This window comes from Burkholderia sp. KCJ3K979 (assembly GCF_016759955.1).
Lineage (GTDB): Bacteria > Pseudomonadota > Gammaproteobacteria > Burkholderiales > Burkholderiaceae > Burkholderia > Burkholderia orbicola.
Map to the genome: position 1 here is coordinate 18,020 of NZ_JACFYV010000064.1, position 14,740 is coordinate 32,759.

General features: G+C 67.0%; 14 protein-coding genes and 1 pseudogene. 6 read left to right on the top strand and 9 right to left on the bottom strand.

What is annotated here, in order from left to right; genetic code table 11:
• Positions 1-18 precede the first annotated feature (18 nt).
• The 8 genes from H3O04_RS16200 to H3O04_RS16235 form a co-directional block, all read right to left on the bottom strand.
• Positions 19-915, bottom strand: a complete 897-nt coding sequence (locus tag H3O04_RS16200; RefSeq protein ID WP_077179213.1) for a polysaccharide deacetylase family protein — start codon at positions 913-915, stop codon at positions 19-21.
• Positions 916-928: 13 nt separating this feature from the next.
• The gene (locus H3O04_RS16205) at positions 929-1,984 is read right to left on the bottom strand and encodes a bifunctional UDP-4-keto-pentose/UDP-xylose synthase (protein WP_006478632.1); all 1,056 of its coding nucleotides are present in this window, start codon (positions 1,982-1,984) and stop codon (positions 929-931) included.
• A complete protein-coding gene (locus H3O04_RS16210) occupies positions 1,981-2,928 on the bottom strand; it encodes a formyltransferase (protein ID WP_175833907.1) in 948 nt (315 codons plus the stop codon). Before H3O04_RS16210 ends, H3O04_RS16205 begins: the two co-directional genes overlap by 4 nt.
• On the bottom strand, positions 2,925-3,962 hold the full coding sequence (locus H3O04_RS16215) for a glycosyltransferase (RefSeq protein ID WP_012328662.1): 1,038 nt from the start codon (positions 3,960-3,962) through the stop codon (positions 2,925-2,927). Before H3O04_RS16215 ends, H3O04_RS16210 begins: the two co-directional genes overlap by 4 nt.
• Before the next feature lie 6 nt (positions 3,963-3,968).
• The gene (locus H3O04_RS16220; RefSeq protein WP_202588062.1) at positions 3,969-5,120 is read right to left on the bottom strand and encodes a DegT/DnrJ/EryC1/StrS family aminotransferase; all 1,152 of its coding nucleotides are present in this window, start codon (positions 5,118-5,120) and stop codon (positions 3,969-3,971) included.
• 130 nt (positions 5,121-5,250) lie between these two features.
• Positions 5,251-5,622, bottom strand: a complete 372-nt coding sequence (locus H3O04_RS16225) for an EamA family transporter (RefSeq protein WP_202588063.1) — start codon at positions 5,620-5,622, stop codon at positions 5,251-5,253.
• A 13-nt stretch (positions 5,623-5,635) separates the two neighbouring features.
• The gene (locus H3O04_RS16230) at positions 5,636-7,312 is read right to left on the bottom strand and encodes a glycosyltransferase family 39 protein (RefSeq protein WP_124461807.1); all 1,677 of its coding nucleotides are present in this window, start codon (positions 7,310-7,312) and stop codon (positions 5,636-5,638) included.
• A gap of 123 nt (positions 7,313-7,435) precedes the next feature.
• A complete protein-coding gene (locus H3O04_RS16235) occupies positions 7,436-7,810 on the bottom strand; it encodes an Mth938-like domain-containing protein (RefSeq protein WP_012328660.1) in 375 nt (124 codons plus the stop codon).
• 315 nt (positions 7,811-8,125) lie between these two features.
• Between H3O04_RS16235 and H3O04_RS16240 the strand changes: the two genes are divergently transcribed.
• From H3O04_RS16240 to H3O04_RS16265, 6 genes are all read left to right on the top strand, one after another.
• On the top strand, positions 8,126-9,364 hold the full coding sequence (locus H3O04_RS16240; protein WP_012328659.1) for a pyridoxal phosphate-dependent aminotransferase: 1,239 nt from the start codon (positions 8,126-8,128) through the stop codon (positions 9,362-9,364).
• A gap of 53 nt (positions 9,365-9,417) precedes the next feature.
• Positions 9,418-10,746, top strand: a complete 1,329-nt coding sequence (locus H3O04_RS16245) for a homoserine dehydrogenase (protein ID WP_006478639.1) — start codon at positions 9,418-9,420, stop codon at positions 10,744-10,746.
• A gap of 10 nt (positions 10,747-10,756) precedes the next feature.
• Entirely contained in the window at positions 10,757-12,208 is a 1,452-nt protein-coding gene (thrC, locus tag H3O04_RS16250) for a threonine synthase (RefSeq protein ID WP_053525237.1), read from the top strand.
• A 247-nt stretch (positions 12,209-12,455) separates the two neighbouring features.
• A complete protein-coding gene (locus H3O04_RS16255) occupies positions 12,456-13,703 on the top strand; it encodes a molybdopterin molybdotransferase MoeA (RefSeq protein WP_202588064.1) in 1,248 nt (415 codons plus the stop codon).
• 19 nt (positions 13,704-13,722) lie between these two features.
• Entirely contained in the window at positions 13,723-13,980 is a 258-nt protein-coding gene (gene moaD / locus H3O04_RS16260) for a molybdopterin converting factor subunit 1 (protein WP_012328655.1), read from the top strand.
• Positions 13,981-13,990: 10 nt separating this feature from the next.
• Positions 13,991-14,467, top strand: a complete 477-nt coding sequence (locus H3O04_RS16265; protein WP_023476849.1) for a molybdenum cofactor biosynthesis protein MoaE — start codon at positions 13,991-13,993, stop codon at positions 14,465-14,467.
• A 67-nt stretch (positions 14,468-14,534) separates the two neighbouring features.
• Here H3O04_RS16265 and H3O04_RS16270 read toward each other — a convergent pair.
• A pseudogene (locus H3O04_RS16270) lies at positions 14,535-14,740 on the bottom strand (group III truncated hemoglobin); the annotation flags it as partial.

A 14,740-nucleotide genomic window follows, 5' to 3' on the forward strand; every position in this document is an offset into this window, starting at 1 on the left:
GCCGGCTCGCGCGCGAACTCAGTCGGGCTGGACGATCAGTTCGCCGGAGCGGCCGGGGATTTCGCCCCACGTGACAGGGTACGATGGCAGCGAGTCGCGGTCCAGCGTCGCGTGGTAGTCGCCCATCGTCGCGAACGTGTGGCCTTGCGCACGCCAGCCGGCGAGCAGTTGCTCGAACACGGACGCGAGCTTCTGGCCTTCCAGCTCCGCATGCAGCGTGAACACCTGGTCGTGCGGATTGGTTGCGGTGAACGCGAGGATGTGCGCGGCGACGTTGTGCGTGTCGACGCCGTCGATGCCGAGTACTTCGTCGAGCGTCGGCAGCGTGGTCGGCATTTGCACATGCGACAGCGTGCGGCCGCCGACGACGGGCAGGTACGGCGAGTGGCCGCGGCCGTCGGATGCGTAGCGCATCCCCCACGCGTCGATCTGCTCGAACGCGGCATCGTTCATCTGCCAGCCGGCCGCGCCGTGCGTGACGGGCGGCGCGCCGAAGATCTCGATGAAGCGCGCATGACTCTTCTGCATTTCACGCGCGGTCCAGTCGCGGTCGCGGACGCGCACGTTGTCTTGCCAATACACGTGATCCCACGTGTGGATCCCGCATTCGAAGCCGGCCTCGTGAATCGCGCGCATGTCGGCGATCGCGCGGCGGCCGATGTCGGGGCCGGGCAGCAGCACGCCGTACATCAGCTGCTTCACGCCGTAGTGTTCGACCACCGACGTGCGCGACACCTTCTTCAGGAAGCCCGGGCGGAACACCCGCCGCAACGCCCAGCCGGTGTGATCCGGGCCGAGGCTGAAGAGGAAGGTCGCGCGCGCATTGAAGCGATCGAAGATGCGCGCGAGGTTCGGCACGCCTTCGCGCGTGCCGCGCAGCGTGTCGACGTCGATCTTGAGGACGATACGAGCCAAGCGAACGTCCCGGTCAGCCTTGCTGTTCGACGAGCGCGCGCGCGTCGGCGACGTGGCCGCGATACGCTTCGAAGATGTTGCGCAGCGCGTCGTCGAACGTCGCCTGCGGCGCCCAGCCGAGCTCCTGCATCGTGTTGTCGATCTTCGGCACGCGGTTCTGCACGTCCTGATAGCCGTTGCCGTAGTAGGCGCCGGACGTCGTTTCGACGAGCTTCACCTGCTTGGCCGAATCGGCGTACTCGGGGAATTCCGCGGCCAGTTCGAGCATCTTGTGCGCGAGTTCTCGAACCGAGAAGTTGTTCTTCGGATTCCCGATGTTGTAGATCTTGCCCGACGCGACGCCGCCCTTGTTCTCGATGATCTTCATCAGCGCGCTGATGCCGTCGCCGATATCGGTGAACGCGCGCTTTTGCGAACCACCGTCGACGAGGCTGATGTTCTCGCCGCGCACGATGTGGCCGAGGAACTGCGTGACCACGCGCGAGCTGCCTTCCTTCGGCGTGTAGATCGAGTCGAGGCCCGGGCCGATCCAGTTGAACGGACGGAACAGCGTGAAGTTCAGGCCTTCCATCCCGTAACCCCAGATCACGCGGTCCATCAGTTGCTTCGAGCACGCGTAGATCCAGCGCGGCTTGTTGATCGGGCCGTAGGTGAGCGCCGACGCGTCCGGGTCGAACTGCTCGTCCGAGCACATGCCGTAGACCTCGGAGGTCGACGGGAACACGAGGTGCTTGCCGTACTTGACGGCCGAGCGCACGATCGGCAGGTTCGCCTCGAAGTCGAGTTCGAACACGCGCAGCGGCTGCTGGACGTAGGTGGCCGGCGTGGCGATCGCGACGAGCGGCAGGATCACGTCGCACTTCTTCACGTGATACTCGACCCACTCCTTGTTGATCGTGATGTCGCCTTCGAAGAAATGCATCCGCTCGTGGTTGACGAGGTCGCCCAGCCGGTCGGTCTGCATGTCCATGCCGAACACTTCCCAATCGGTGGTTTCAAGAATGCGCTTCGACAGGTGATGGCCGATGAAGCCGTTCACACCCAGGATCAGGACTTTTTTTGCTTTCATGAATGACGGGAAGAATGAATGAACTGCGCGAATTCCGCGGGCGTCACGACGGTTTCGCTGCCGTCGCGCTGCTGCCGGAGTTCGAGAATGGATAGGGCGCGGCTGTCGCCGCAGACGCCGAATAGCGCATTATCGCTTACGTGCAGGCCGGGCGGCAAATCCGCCGCGGCGGCCGCTGCCGCGCTGCCGGGCGCCGCGAGTCGCGCGCGCGCAATCACGAAGCGGGCGCCGTCGACGTCCGTGAAGGCGCCCGGATACGGGGGCGCGACCGCGCGCACCAGGTTGTAGACCTGTGCGGCCGGTTTCGACCAGTCGACGCGGCCGTCCTCGGGCTTGCGCCCGCCGTAGTAGCTGCCGGTCGCAAGATCGTTCGGCAGGTGCGGCGCCTCGCCCGCGAGCAGCGCGGGCAGCACGCGCCACAGCGTCTGCTCGGCGGCCACCGTGACCTTGTCGAACACCTGCGCGGCCGTGTCGTCCGGCAGGATCGGCACCGCGGTCTGCGCGATGATCGCGCCCGCGTCGGGCTTGGCGGCCATCTCGTGCAGCGTCGCGCCGGTCTCGGTCTCGCCGTTCAGCACGGCCCAGTTGGTCGGTACCCGACCCCGGTATTTCGGCAGCAGCGAACCGTGCATGTTGTACGCGCCGCGCGGCGCGATCGCGAGCAGGTCCACCGGCAGCATGTGCCGGTAGTAGAACGAGAAGATGAAATCGGGCCGCGCGTCGGACACCGCGCGGCGCAGCGCCGGATCGGCGGGATCGGCCGGCGTGAGCACCGGAATGCCGTGCTCGGCCGCGACGGATGCGACGCTGCCGAACCAGATGTTCTCGTTCGGATTGTCCTCGTGCGTGACGACCAGCGCGACGTCGACACCGCGCGCGAGCAGCACCTGCAGGCACCGCACGCCGACGTTGTGATACGCGAAGACGACCGCGCGCGGCTTCATTGCACGGCTCCCGGGCGGTTCGCGGCGGCCGGCACCGGCGGCACGCCGTCGTGCTGCTCGAGCACGGCCTGGATCAGGTAGCGGGGACGCGCGCGCACCTGCTGGTAGATGCGGCCGACGTATTCGCCGAGCAGGCCGAGCGCGAAGATGATCACGCCGAGCAGGAAGAACGTGATCGCGAACAGCGTGAACACGCCTTGCACTTCCGCGCCGACGATGAAGCGGCGTACCAGCAGCAACACGAACAGCGCGGCGGAGCCGAGCGACAGGATCACGCCGATGAACGACAGCCACTGCAGCGGCACGACCGAGAAGCCCGTCACGAGGTCGAAGTTCAGCCGGATCAGGCTGTACAGCGAGTATTTCGATTCGCCCGCGAAGCGTTCCTCGTGTGCGACCTCGATTTCGGTCGGCCTCTGCGCGAACGTGTACGCGAGCGCGGGGATGAACGTGTTGACTTCGCCGCACACGTTGATCGTGTCGATGATGCGGCGGCTGTACGCGCGCAGCATGCAGCCCTGGTCGGTCATCTTGATGCGCGTGATGCGCTCGCGCAGCCGGTTCATCATCTGCGACGCCTTGCGACGCCACAGACTGTCCTGGCGCTGCTTGCGGATCGAGCCGACGTAGTCGTAGCCCTCGCGCATCTTCGCGATCAGCTTGCCGATTTCCTCGGGCGGGTTCTGCAGGTCGGCGTCGAGCGTGATGACGATCTCGCCGCGCGACTGCGCGAAGCCCGCGAGGATCGCCATGTGCTGGCCGTAGTTGCCGTTGAGCAGCACGATGCGCGTCGTGTCGGGCCGTACGTGGAACTGATCGGCGAGCATCGCGGCCGAGCGGTCGCGGCTGCCGTCGTTGATCAGGATCACTTCGTACGACGTGTCGAGTGCGTCGAGCGCCGGATACAGCCGCGCGAACAGCGCGGCGAGGCCGTCTTCCTCGTTGTACACGGGGATGATGACCGACACTTCGGGCCGGCCGGCGTCCAGATGCGCGGCGCCCGGATGCCCGGCGCGTGCTTCAAGGTGGCTCATGTACGCTTATTTTCCGTATTGTTCGCAAATCTGATTGACGGCGTCGACCACGCGACGCACGTCGCCTTCCGTCATCTGCGTGAACAGCGGCAGCGTGACGGTCGACGCGCCGTACCGTTCGGCGTGGGGGAACATGCCCTCCTTGAAGCCGCGCGCACGGTACAGCGTGAAAAGATGGATCGCCGGGTAGTGGATGCCGGTGCCGATGCCGCGTTCCTTCATCTGCGCCATGAATTCGGCGCGCGTGATCGTCAGCCGCTCGAGCGGCAGCGTGACCAGGAACATGTGCCAGTTGCCGTTCTCGAATTCGGCGACCGGCAGGCCGAGGCCCAGCTTCACGGCCGCGCCGCCGTCGAATGCGGCGAAATACGCACGGGCGAGCGCGCGGCGCTGCGCGGTGAAGCGCTCGAGATGCGGCAACTGGCCGAGGCCGACGCGCGCGGCGACGTCGGTCAGGTTGTACTTGCCGCCGAGCACGTCGCAGTCCATCCCGTCGAAGCCGGTGCGCGTGATGCCCTGCAGCCGGTACTTCTGCGCGAGCACCGCTTCGTCGTCGTTGTTCAGCACGAGTGCGCCGCCTTCGATCGTCGTCAGGTTCTTGTTCGCGTGGAAGCTGAACGACACGATGTCGCCGATCGCGCCGATGCGCTTGCCGTTCCACGTCGAGCCGAACGCCTGCGCGGCATCCTCGATCACGCGCAGCTTGTGCGCGCGGGCGATCGCGTACAGGCGGTCCATGTCGACCGGCAGGCCGGACAGGAACACGGGGATGATCGCCTTGGTGCGCGGCGTGATCGCCTGCTCGAGCTTGTCGAGGTCGATGTTGCGCGTGACGGGGTCGATGTCCGCGAACACGGGCGTCGCGCCCGTCTCGATGATCACGTTGCTGGTCGAGACCCACGACGCCGGCGTCGTGATCACCTCGTCGCCGGGGCCGACGCCGGCGATGCGCAGGCCGATCTCGAGCGTGCAGGTGCCCGAATTGAAGGCGCGGACCGGACGGCCGCCGCAGTACTCGGACAGCGCGGCCTCGAATTTCTGGCACTGCGGGCCGGTGGTGATCCAGCCCGAGCGCAACACGTCGACGACGCCCTGGATGGTTTCCTCATCGATCTCGGGGCGGGTGAACGGCAGAAACGGAGCGGTAGTCTGGCTCATGAACGCGTTGGGCCTGTAATGGCGTGTAATAAAAGGGTCGGGCGATCCGCCCGAAACCGGCATTAAACACCGGTTGGCGGATTCATACCGTGATTTTTTGTAGGCGGACGCTTAACGGCGCGGGCCGCGCTCAGCTGCGCGCCAGCACGAGCACACCGATCAGGATGATGCCGATGCCGACGAGCTTCTGGACCGACAGCACCTCGCCGAACAGGTACCACGCCGCGAACGCGTTGACGACGTAGCCGAGCGACAGCATCGGATACGCGATCGACACGTCGACCCGCGACAGCCCGACGATCCACACCACGACGCTCAGCACGTAGCAGCCGAGGCCGCCGATGATCGGCAGCTGGGTCGCGATCTTCAGGCCGACCGGGACGATGTTCGCACGGCTGAATTCGAAGTGTCCAACGGCGTTGACGCCGGCTTTCAGCAGAAGTTGCGCACAGGCGTTGAGCATCACGCCGGTGACGATGCAGACGAACGAAACGGGGTTCATGCGGGGGACGTCCTTACGATTGCGGTTTCTCGACGATCACGCGGCGGTTGTCGCGCGCGATCACGCGCATCGGCACGCCTTCCTTGACCAGCGCGTCGTACTGACCGGGCGGCATGATCGCGAGCGCATGGGTGTCCTGCTTCCAGCGCGTGATCCATTCGCCGACGGTCGGGACCCACTTGTTCGGCTCGACCGAGATCCCGAACGCGAGCTCGTCCTGGCGCTGGACCATGATCGTCGTGTGGCCCATGTAGAACGGGAACGTGTGATCGAGCATTTCGATCGAGTAGAACGGCGTATCGGGCGGCAGCTTCGCCAGTTCGGCGCGCACGGCCGGTGCCAGCAGCGCGCCCGAGCTGTAGCGGCCGAACTCGTCGTGCCCGGTACCGCCGATCGTGCCGAACGCGAGCCACGCGGCGCCGAACGCCGCGAGCGCGGCGGCCACGCCCGCGCGGCGGTTCAGCCAGGCGGCCGCGAGCGTCAGCGCGGCCGAGACCGCAAGGCCGGCGTACAGCCACATCTGGAACGCCCGGTACAGCGCGTTCGGCGTGCGGGCGTCGCCCTGGTACGCGAGAAAGATGATCCCGAACGCCGCGGCGACGAAGAACACGAGGTAGCCGAGCAGGTGGCGGCGGAAGCGCTCGGCCGTCATCAGCGGCAGGTAAGCGCCGATGATCAGCGCGAGCGCCGGCGCGACCGGCAGCACGTACGAGATCAGCTTCGAGTGCGACGCGCTGAAGAACAGGAAGATGAACGCGCTCCAGATCAGCAGCACGAGCATCGGCGAGAAGCCGTTCGGCTGGCGCGGCATGCGCAGCGCATGGCGGATGCTCTGCCACGCGACCGACAGCCACGGCAGGAAGCCGACCAGCAGCACGGGCACGAAGTAGTACAGCGGGCCCGGGCGGTTCTGTTCCGGGGTCAGGTACCGGCGGAACTGCTGGACGATGAAAAAGAAGTTGAAGAATTCGGGATTGCGCTGCTGGACCAGCACGAACCACGGCGTGACGATCGCGAAGAAGATCACGAGGCCGCTGACGAGATACAGGCGCTTCCACAGCGCCCAGTCGCGCGCGATCAGCGTATACAGCACGAGCACGGCGCCGGGCAGGATCAGGCCGACGAGGCCCTTGGACAGCACCGCGAACGCCATCGCGGCCCAGCACGCCCACATCCAGCCGCGTACTGCGGCCGGGCGCAGCCCGGGCCGCTGCGCGAGCAGCAGCGAGCAGAGCGACAGCGCCATCCAGAACGCGAGCCCCATGTCGAGCGCGTTGAAGTGGCCCATCAGGTTCCAGTACGGCGCGCTGGCCAGCACGACGGCCGCGAGGAAACCCGACAGCGGGTTGAACAGGCGCGCGCCTGTGTAGCCGACGAGCAGCACGCCGGCGAAGCTCGCGACGGCCGTGTAGAGGCGCGCCTGCCATTCGCCGATACCGAACCACGCGAACGTCAGCGCGTTCAGCCAGGTCTGCAGCGGCGGCTTCTCGAAGTACTTGTAGCCGTTGTAGCGCGGCGTGATCCAGTCGCCGGTGACGAACATCTCGCGCGCCATTTCCGCGTAGCGGCCTTCGTCGCTCGGGATCAGGTGGCGCAGCCCGAGCGGCGCGAACCAGACGATCGCGAGCGCGACGAGCAGGAGGACGAGCGTGATGCGATTGAGCGGTAGCCTGGACGGCGTATCGTTCATGGGTTTTCAGCCTGTTGGTTGTTGTGACGGGGCCGCCGGCGGGCAGCGCCGGGGCGGGCGGCCTGGCCGGGCCGATCGGGGGATCGACCCGCTGCGCCGGCCCGAGTTTTACCGCATCGGGGATTAACGTTCAATTAAGAGCGCGGCGGCGACTTTGCGGCCCTCGGCCATCAGGATGTTGTAGGTGCGGCAGGCGGCCTGGAAATCCATCGTCTCGACGCCGATCCGCTTCGCGGTGAGCGCCGCGACGAGGCGCGGGTGCGGAAAGCGCAGCCGCGCGCCGCTGCCGAAGATCACGAGTTCGGGCGTCGGGTCGAGCAGCATCGCGAAATGCTCGGGCGCGAGCGCGTCGAACGACGACACGGGCCAGGCCTGGACCGGCGCGCCGGGCAGCACGATGACGCTCGTTTCATGGCGTTCGAGATTGACGTCGACATAATCGGGGCCGTAGCCGGTGACGGTGTTGAGCGCGCCGCTCGTGTCCTGGTGCAGTTTCAAATCGGTATTCCGCGGTTCCGTAGGGGAATGGATGGGCCGGGCCGCAGGGCCCCGCTGGCCGGTTTCGCGCGCCGGGGCACGCGCGGACGCCCGACGGCGCGGGCCCGGCGCGGCTATGGTGCATTGCGAAAGTCGGCCAAAATCCGCTAAATTATAACTTTTTGGTCGCCCCCGGGCGCCACTTGCGTCGTGCGTCGCCACAAGCCGCGTCCGACCGCCGCTTTTTCCCAGTCTAGACAGCGCGCACAGACCGGCCGCTTTCCAGTTTTGATCCCGTCCCCCCGGCCGCAAGGCCAACCCAGGAACCGTGTCGTCGTGAAACCGATTCAGAAGTCGAACAAGCTGCTCAACGTCTGCTACGACATCCGTGGCCCGGTGCTCGAGCACGCGAAGCGCCTCGAGGAAGAAGGCCACCGCATCATCAAGCTGAACATCGGCAACCTCGCGCCGTTCGGGTTCGACGCGCCGGACGAGATCATCCAGGACATGATCCGCAACCTGCCGGCGTCGTCCGGCTATTCGGATTCGAAGGGCGTGTTCTCGGCGCGCAAGGCCGTGATGCATTACACGCAGGAAAAGGGCGTCGTCGGCGTCGGCCTCGACGACATCTACATCGGCAACGGCGCGTCCGAGCTGATCGTGATGGCGACCCAGGCGCTGCTGAACGACGGCGACGAAGTGCTGCTGCCCGCGCCCGACTACCCGCTGTGGACGGCGGCCGTGAGCCTGTCGGGCGGCACGCCCGTGCACTACGTGTGCGACGAGCAGAACGCGTGGATGCCCGATCTCGACGACATCCGCAGCAAGATCACGCCGAACACGAAGGCGATCGTCGTGATCAACCCGAACAATCCGACCGGCGCGCTCTATTCCGACGAATTGCTGCTCGAACTGCTCGAGATCGCGCGCCAGCACGGGCTGATCGTGTTCGCCGACGAGGTCTACGACAAGATCGTCTACGACGGCCTCGAGCACACGGCGCTGGGTTCGCTGTCGGAGGACGTGATCACCGTCACGTTCAACAGCCTGTCGAAGAGCTATCGGTCGTGCGGCTACCGTGCGGGCTGGATGGCCGTGTCGGGCCTCGGCGGCGACAACCGCCGGCGCGCGAAGGACTACCTCGAAGGGCTCGGCATCCTGTCGTCGATGCGCCTGTGCGCGAACGTGCCCGGCCAGTTCGCGATCCAGACGGCGCTCGGCGGCTACCAGAGCATCAACGAGCTGATCGTGCCGAGCGGGCGCCTGTACAAGCAGCGCGAACTCGCGTATGACATGCTGACGTCGATCCCGGGCGTGACCTGCGTGAAGCCGCAGGCCGCGCTGTACATGTTCCCGCGCCTCGACCCGAAGCTCTACCCGATCCAGAACGACCAGCAGTTCATTCTCGACTTGTTGCTCGAGGAGCGCGTGCTGCTCGTACAGGGCACGGGTTTCAACTGGGCGACGCCGGACCACTTCCGCGTGGTCTTCCTGCCGAACCTCGACGACCTGGCCGATTCGATCAACCGGATCGCACGCTTCCTCGACGGCTACCGCAAGCGCCATTCGGTCTGAGCGGGCAGGGCCACACGGCACTCACTACTTCTTACTCATCGATCACACGCAGCATGGAACCGATCAAAGTTGGCCTGTTGGGCTTCGGCACCGTCGGCAGCGGCACCTTCACGGTGTTGCACCGCAACCAGGAAGAAATCAAACGACGCGCGGGGCGCGGCATCGAGGTCGCGCGCATTGCCGTGCGCAACCCCGCCAAGGCGCAGGCCGCGCTCGGCGGCAACGCCGGCACCGCGCAGATCACCGACGATTTCAATGCGGTCGTCGACGATCCGTCGATCGCGATCATCGCCGAGATGATCGGCGGCACGGGCATCGCGCGCGAGCTCGTGCTGCGCGCGATCGCGAACGGCAAGCACGTCGTGACGGCGAACAAGGCGCTGCTCGCGGTGCACGGCACCGAGATCTTCGAAGCCGCGCGCGAGAAGGGCGTGATGGTCGCGTTCGAGGCGGCCGTCGCCGGCGGCATCCCGATCATCAAGGCGCTGCGCGAAGGCCTGACCGCGAACCGCATCCAGTACATCGCCGGCATCATCAACGGCACGACGAACTACATCCTGTCGGAAATGCGCGACCGCGGGCTCGACTTCGCGACCGCGCTGAAGGCCGCGCAGGAGCTCGGCTACGCGGAAGCCGATCCGACCTTCGACATCGAAGGCGTCGACGCCGCGCACAAGGCGACGATCATGAGTGCGATCGCGTTCGGCGTGCCGGTGCAGTTCGACCGCGCGTACGTCGAGGGCATCAGCAAGCTCGACGCGACCGACATCCGCTATGCGGAAGAGCTCGGCTACCGGATCAAGCTGCTCGGCATCGCGCGCCGCGCCGCCAACGGTATCGAGCTGCGCGTGCACCCGACGCTGATCCCGGAAAAGCGCCTGCTCGCGAACGTCGAGGGTGCGATGAACGCGGTTGTCGTGCACGGCGACGCGGTCGGCACGACGCTGTACTACGGCAAGGGCGCGGGCGCGGAGCCGACCGCGTCGGCCGTCGTCGCGGATCTGGTCGACGTCACGCGCCTGCATACGGCCGACCCCGAGCATCGCGTGCCGCACCTCGCGTTCCAGCCGGACAGCCTGTCGAACACGCCGATTTTGCCGATCGAGGAAGTGACGAGCGGCTACTACCTGCGCCTGCGCGTCGCCGACCAGACCGGCGTGCTCGCCGCGATCACGCGCATCCTCGCAGAGTCGGGCATCTCGATCGACGCGCTGCTGCAGAAGGAATCGGAGCAGATCGACGGCGCGAACGGCGAGACCGACATCATCCTGATCACGCACGAGACGGTCGAGAAGAACGTCAATGCGGCGATCGCGCAGATCGAGAGCCTGGCGACGGTGGTCTCGAAGGTAACGAAGCTGCGCATGGAAGCGCTGAACTGAGGTTGACGACATGAACTACATCTCCACGCGCGGCGCCGGCATCGGCGAGCGCCATACGTTCTCCGACATCCTGCTCGGCGGTCTCGCGAAGGACGGCGGCCTCTACCTGCCGGCCGAGTATCCGAAGGTGTCCGCCGACGAGCTCGCGCGCTGGCGCACGCTGTCGTACGCGGATCTCGCGTTCGAGATCCTGTCGAAGTTCTGCGACGACGTGCCGGCCGACGACCTGCGCGCGATCACGCGCCGCACCTACACGGCTGCCGTGTACAGCAACACGCGCCACGGCGAGAACGCATCCGACATCACGCCGCTGAAGACGCTCGGCACCGAGCACGGTGCGGCGCTGTCGCTGCTCGAACTGTCGAACGGCCCGACGCTGGCGTTCAAGGACATGGCGATGCAGCTGCTCGGCAACCTGTTCGAGTACACGCTCGCGAAGCACGGCGAAGCGCTGAACATCCTAGGCGCGACGTCGGGCGACACCGGCAGCGCGGCCGAATACGCGATGCGCGGCAAGGCCGGCGTACGCGTGTTCATGCTGTCGCCGCACAAGAAGATGAGCGCGTTCCAGACGGCGCAGATGTTCAGCCTGCAGGACCCGAACATCTTCAACCTCGCGGTCGAAGGCGTGTTCGACGACTGCCAGGACATCGTGAAGGCCGTGTCGAACGATCACGCGTTCAAGGCGCAGCAGAAGATCGGCACCGTCAACTCGATCAACTGGGCGCGCGTCGTCGCGCAGGTCGTGTACTACTTCAAGGGCTACTTCGCGGCGACGCAGTCGAACGACGAGCGCGTGTCGTTCACGGTGCCGTCGGGCAACTTCGGCAACGTCTGCGCGGGCCACATCGCGCGGATGATGGGGCTGCCGATCGCGAAGCTGGTGGTCGCGACCAACGAGAACGACGTGCTCGACGAATTCTTCCGCACCGGCGCGTATCGCGTGCGCAGCGCCGAGCACACCTATCACACGAGCAGCCCGAGCATGGACATCTCGAAGGCATCGAACTTCGAGCGCTTCGTGTTCGACCTGCTCGGCCGCGATCCGGCGCGCGTGATGCAACTGTTCCGCGACGTCGAGGAGAAGGGCGGCTTCGATCTCGCGGCAAGCGGCGATTTCGCGCGCGTTGCAGAGTTCGGTTTCGTGTCGGGCCGCAGCAGCCACACCGACCGCATCGCGACGATCCGCGACGTGTTCTCGCGCTACGACACGATGATCGATACGCATACGGCCGACGGCGTGAAGGTCGCGCGCGAGCATCTGGAGGCCGGCGTGCCGATGGTCGTGCTCGAGACGGCGCAGCCGATCAAGTTCGGCGAGACGATCCGCGAAGCGCTCGATCGCGAAGCCGAGCGGCCGGCCGCCTTCGACGGACTCGAGGCGCTGCCGCAGCGCTTCGAGGTCGTGAAGGCCGACGCACAGCAGGTGAAGGACTTCATCGCCGCCCATACGGGCGCATGACGCTCGGCCGGGCCCGCGGGCCCGGCGGCGCAGGACGGCCGGAACGCCGATTCGTCGAACGGATCGGGGTTCCGGCCGTTTCGTTTGGTACTCAGGTTTGGCACGCGGCCATCGTCCGTCGCGCGAAACAAGTGCCAGACCCGTGCGTTCGCGCCGATCACAGTCTTCGCATGTTCGCCATATCGCGCGCCTGCGTGACGGCGTCGCTACAATGACGTATTGATTCCAACGATTCCCGATTCCCTCGATGTCGAACCCGAATCCCGCGGCGCCGCGCGCGCCGATGCTGTCGACCGCCGAGGCGCTCGCCGCGCTGCTCGATGCCGCGAAGCCGCTGCCCGGCGCCGAAACCGTCGCCACGCTCGATGCGCTCGACCGCGTGCTGGCGGCCGACGTGAGCTCGCCGCTCGACGTGCCGCCGATGCATACCAGCGCGATGGACGGCTATGCGGTGCGCGTCGCCGATTTGCTGCACGGCGATCGACGGTTGCCGGTGTCGCAGCGCATTCCGGCCGGCCATCCGGCGCAGCCGCTTGCGGCCGGCACGGCCGCGCGGATCTTCACCGGCGCGACGGTGCCGCCCGGCGCCGACGCCGTCGTGATGCAGGAGCAGGCAGCGGCCGACGGCGACGCGGTCGAGATCCTGCACACGCCGAAGGCCGGTGAATGGATCACCGCGCAGGGCGCGGACATCCGCCAGGGTGCGGTGATCCTGCCGGCCGGCACGCGGCTCACGCCGCAGGCGCTGGGTCTCGCCGCGTCGGTCGGCTGCGCGGAGTTGTCGGTCGCGCGGCGGATTCGCGTCGCGGTGTTCTTCACCGGCGACGAACTGACGATGCCGGGCGAGCCGCTGAAGCCCGGCGCGATCTACAACTCGAACCGCTTCACGCTGCGCGGGCTGCTCGAGCGGCTCGGCTGCCACGTGACCGACTACGGGATCGTGCCCGACTCGCTGGCCGCGACGCGCGACACGCTGCGCGAGGCCGCCCGCGATCACGACGTGATCCTGACGAGCGGCGGCGTGTCGGTCGGCGACGAGGATCACGTGAAGCCGGCCGTCGAGGCCGAAGGGCGGCTCGCGCTGTGGCAGATCGCGATGAAGCCCGGCAAGCCGCTCGCATACGGCGCGGTGCGGCGCGGCGACGAGCGCGCCGATGCGCACTTCATCGGGCTGCCCGGCAACCCCGTCTCGAGCTTCGTCACGTTCCTGCTGTTCGTGCGGCCGTTCCTGCTGCGCCTGTCCGGCGTGCGCGACGTCGCGCCGCGCGCGTTGTCGCTGCGTGCCGATTTTTCGCAGAGCAAGGGCGACCGGCGCAACGAATTCCTGCGTGCGCGCGTCAACGCGGCCGGCGGTCTCGACCTGTTCCCGAACCAGAGCTCGGCCGTGCTGACGTCGACGGTCTGGGGCGACGGCCTGATCGACAATCCGCCGCAGCATGTGATCAGCGCAGGCGAGACCGTGCGTTTCATCCCGTTTTCCGAATTGCTGTCGTAACGCGACGGCTTCCCGAACCATGAAGATTCAACTGAAATTTTTTGCAAGCGTGCGCGAGGCACTGGGCGTGGCCGATGAAGAAGCCAACGTGCCGGACAGCGTGACGACCGTCGGCGACGTGCGCGCATGGCTGCGCGTGCGCGGTGGTGCGTGGGCCGAGACGCTCGCCGAAGGGCGCGCGTTGCGTATGGCGTGCAACCACGAGATGACCGATCCCGACACGCGGCTCACCGAAGGCTGCGAGGTCGCGTTCTTCCCGCCGGTGACGGGCGGCTGAGGGCCGGGCGATGGCAACGATACGAGTCCAGACCGACGATTTCGACCTGAATGCCGAAGTAACGGCATTGCGTGCGCGCAACCCGAAGATCGGTGCGCTCGCGTGCTTCGTCGGCACGGTGCGCGACCTGAACGAAGGCGATGCGGTCGCCGCGATGGAGCTCGAGCACTATCCCGGCATGACCGAGAAGGCGCTCGAGCGGATCGCGGCCGAGGCCGGCCGGCGCTGGCCGGGCATCGACGTCGCGATCGTGCATCGCGTCGGCAGGCTGTTGCCGCTCGACCAGATCGTGATGGTCGCGACGGTCGCGTCGCACCGCGGCGATGCGTTCGCGTCGTGCGAATTCGTGATGGACTATCTGAAGACCGAAGCGCCGTTCTGGAAGAAGGAAACGACGCCGGACGGCGAGCGGTGGGTCGATGCGCGCAGTACCGACGACGCCGCGCTCGCGCGCTGGGGCGTCGAGTCGGGCAACACGCTGCGCTGAGCTGAGCGCGGCGCGCGGGCGGTGCGGCGATGTGTCGCATGCGCGCCGGTGTCGCGCACGACGGGCATTACGCGTCCGGGTCGACGCCGCGCCCGATGATCTTCGTCGGAAACGGCTCGCCGCGGGCGCGCGACGGCAACGCGTGCGGATCGTCGCCCGCATCTCGGCGGCGCGGCGCGATCGCGTCGAGCAGCGCCTGCTGCTCGGGCGGAATCCGGTAGTCCCAGCCGAACCGGCTCAACTGCAGGCTCTGCGCGATCCGCAGCGCGGGCT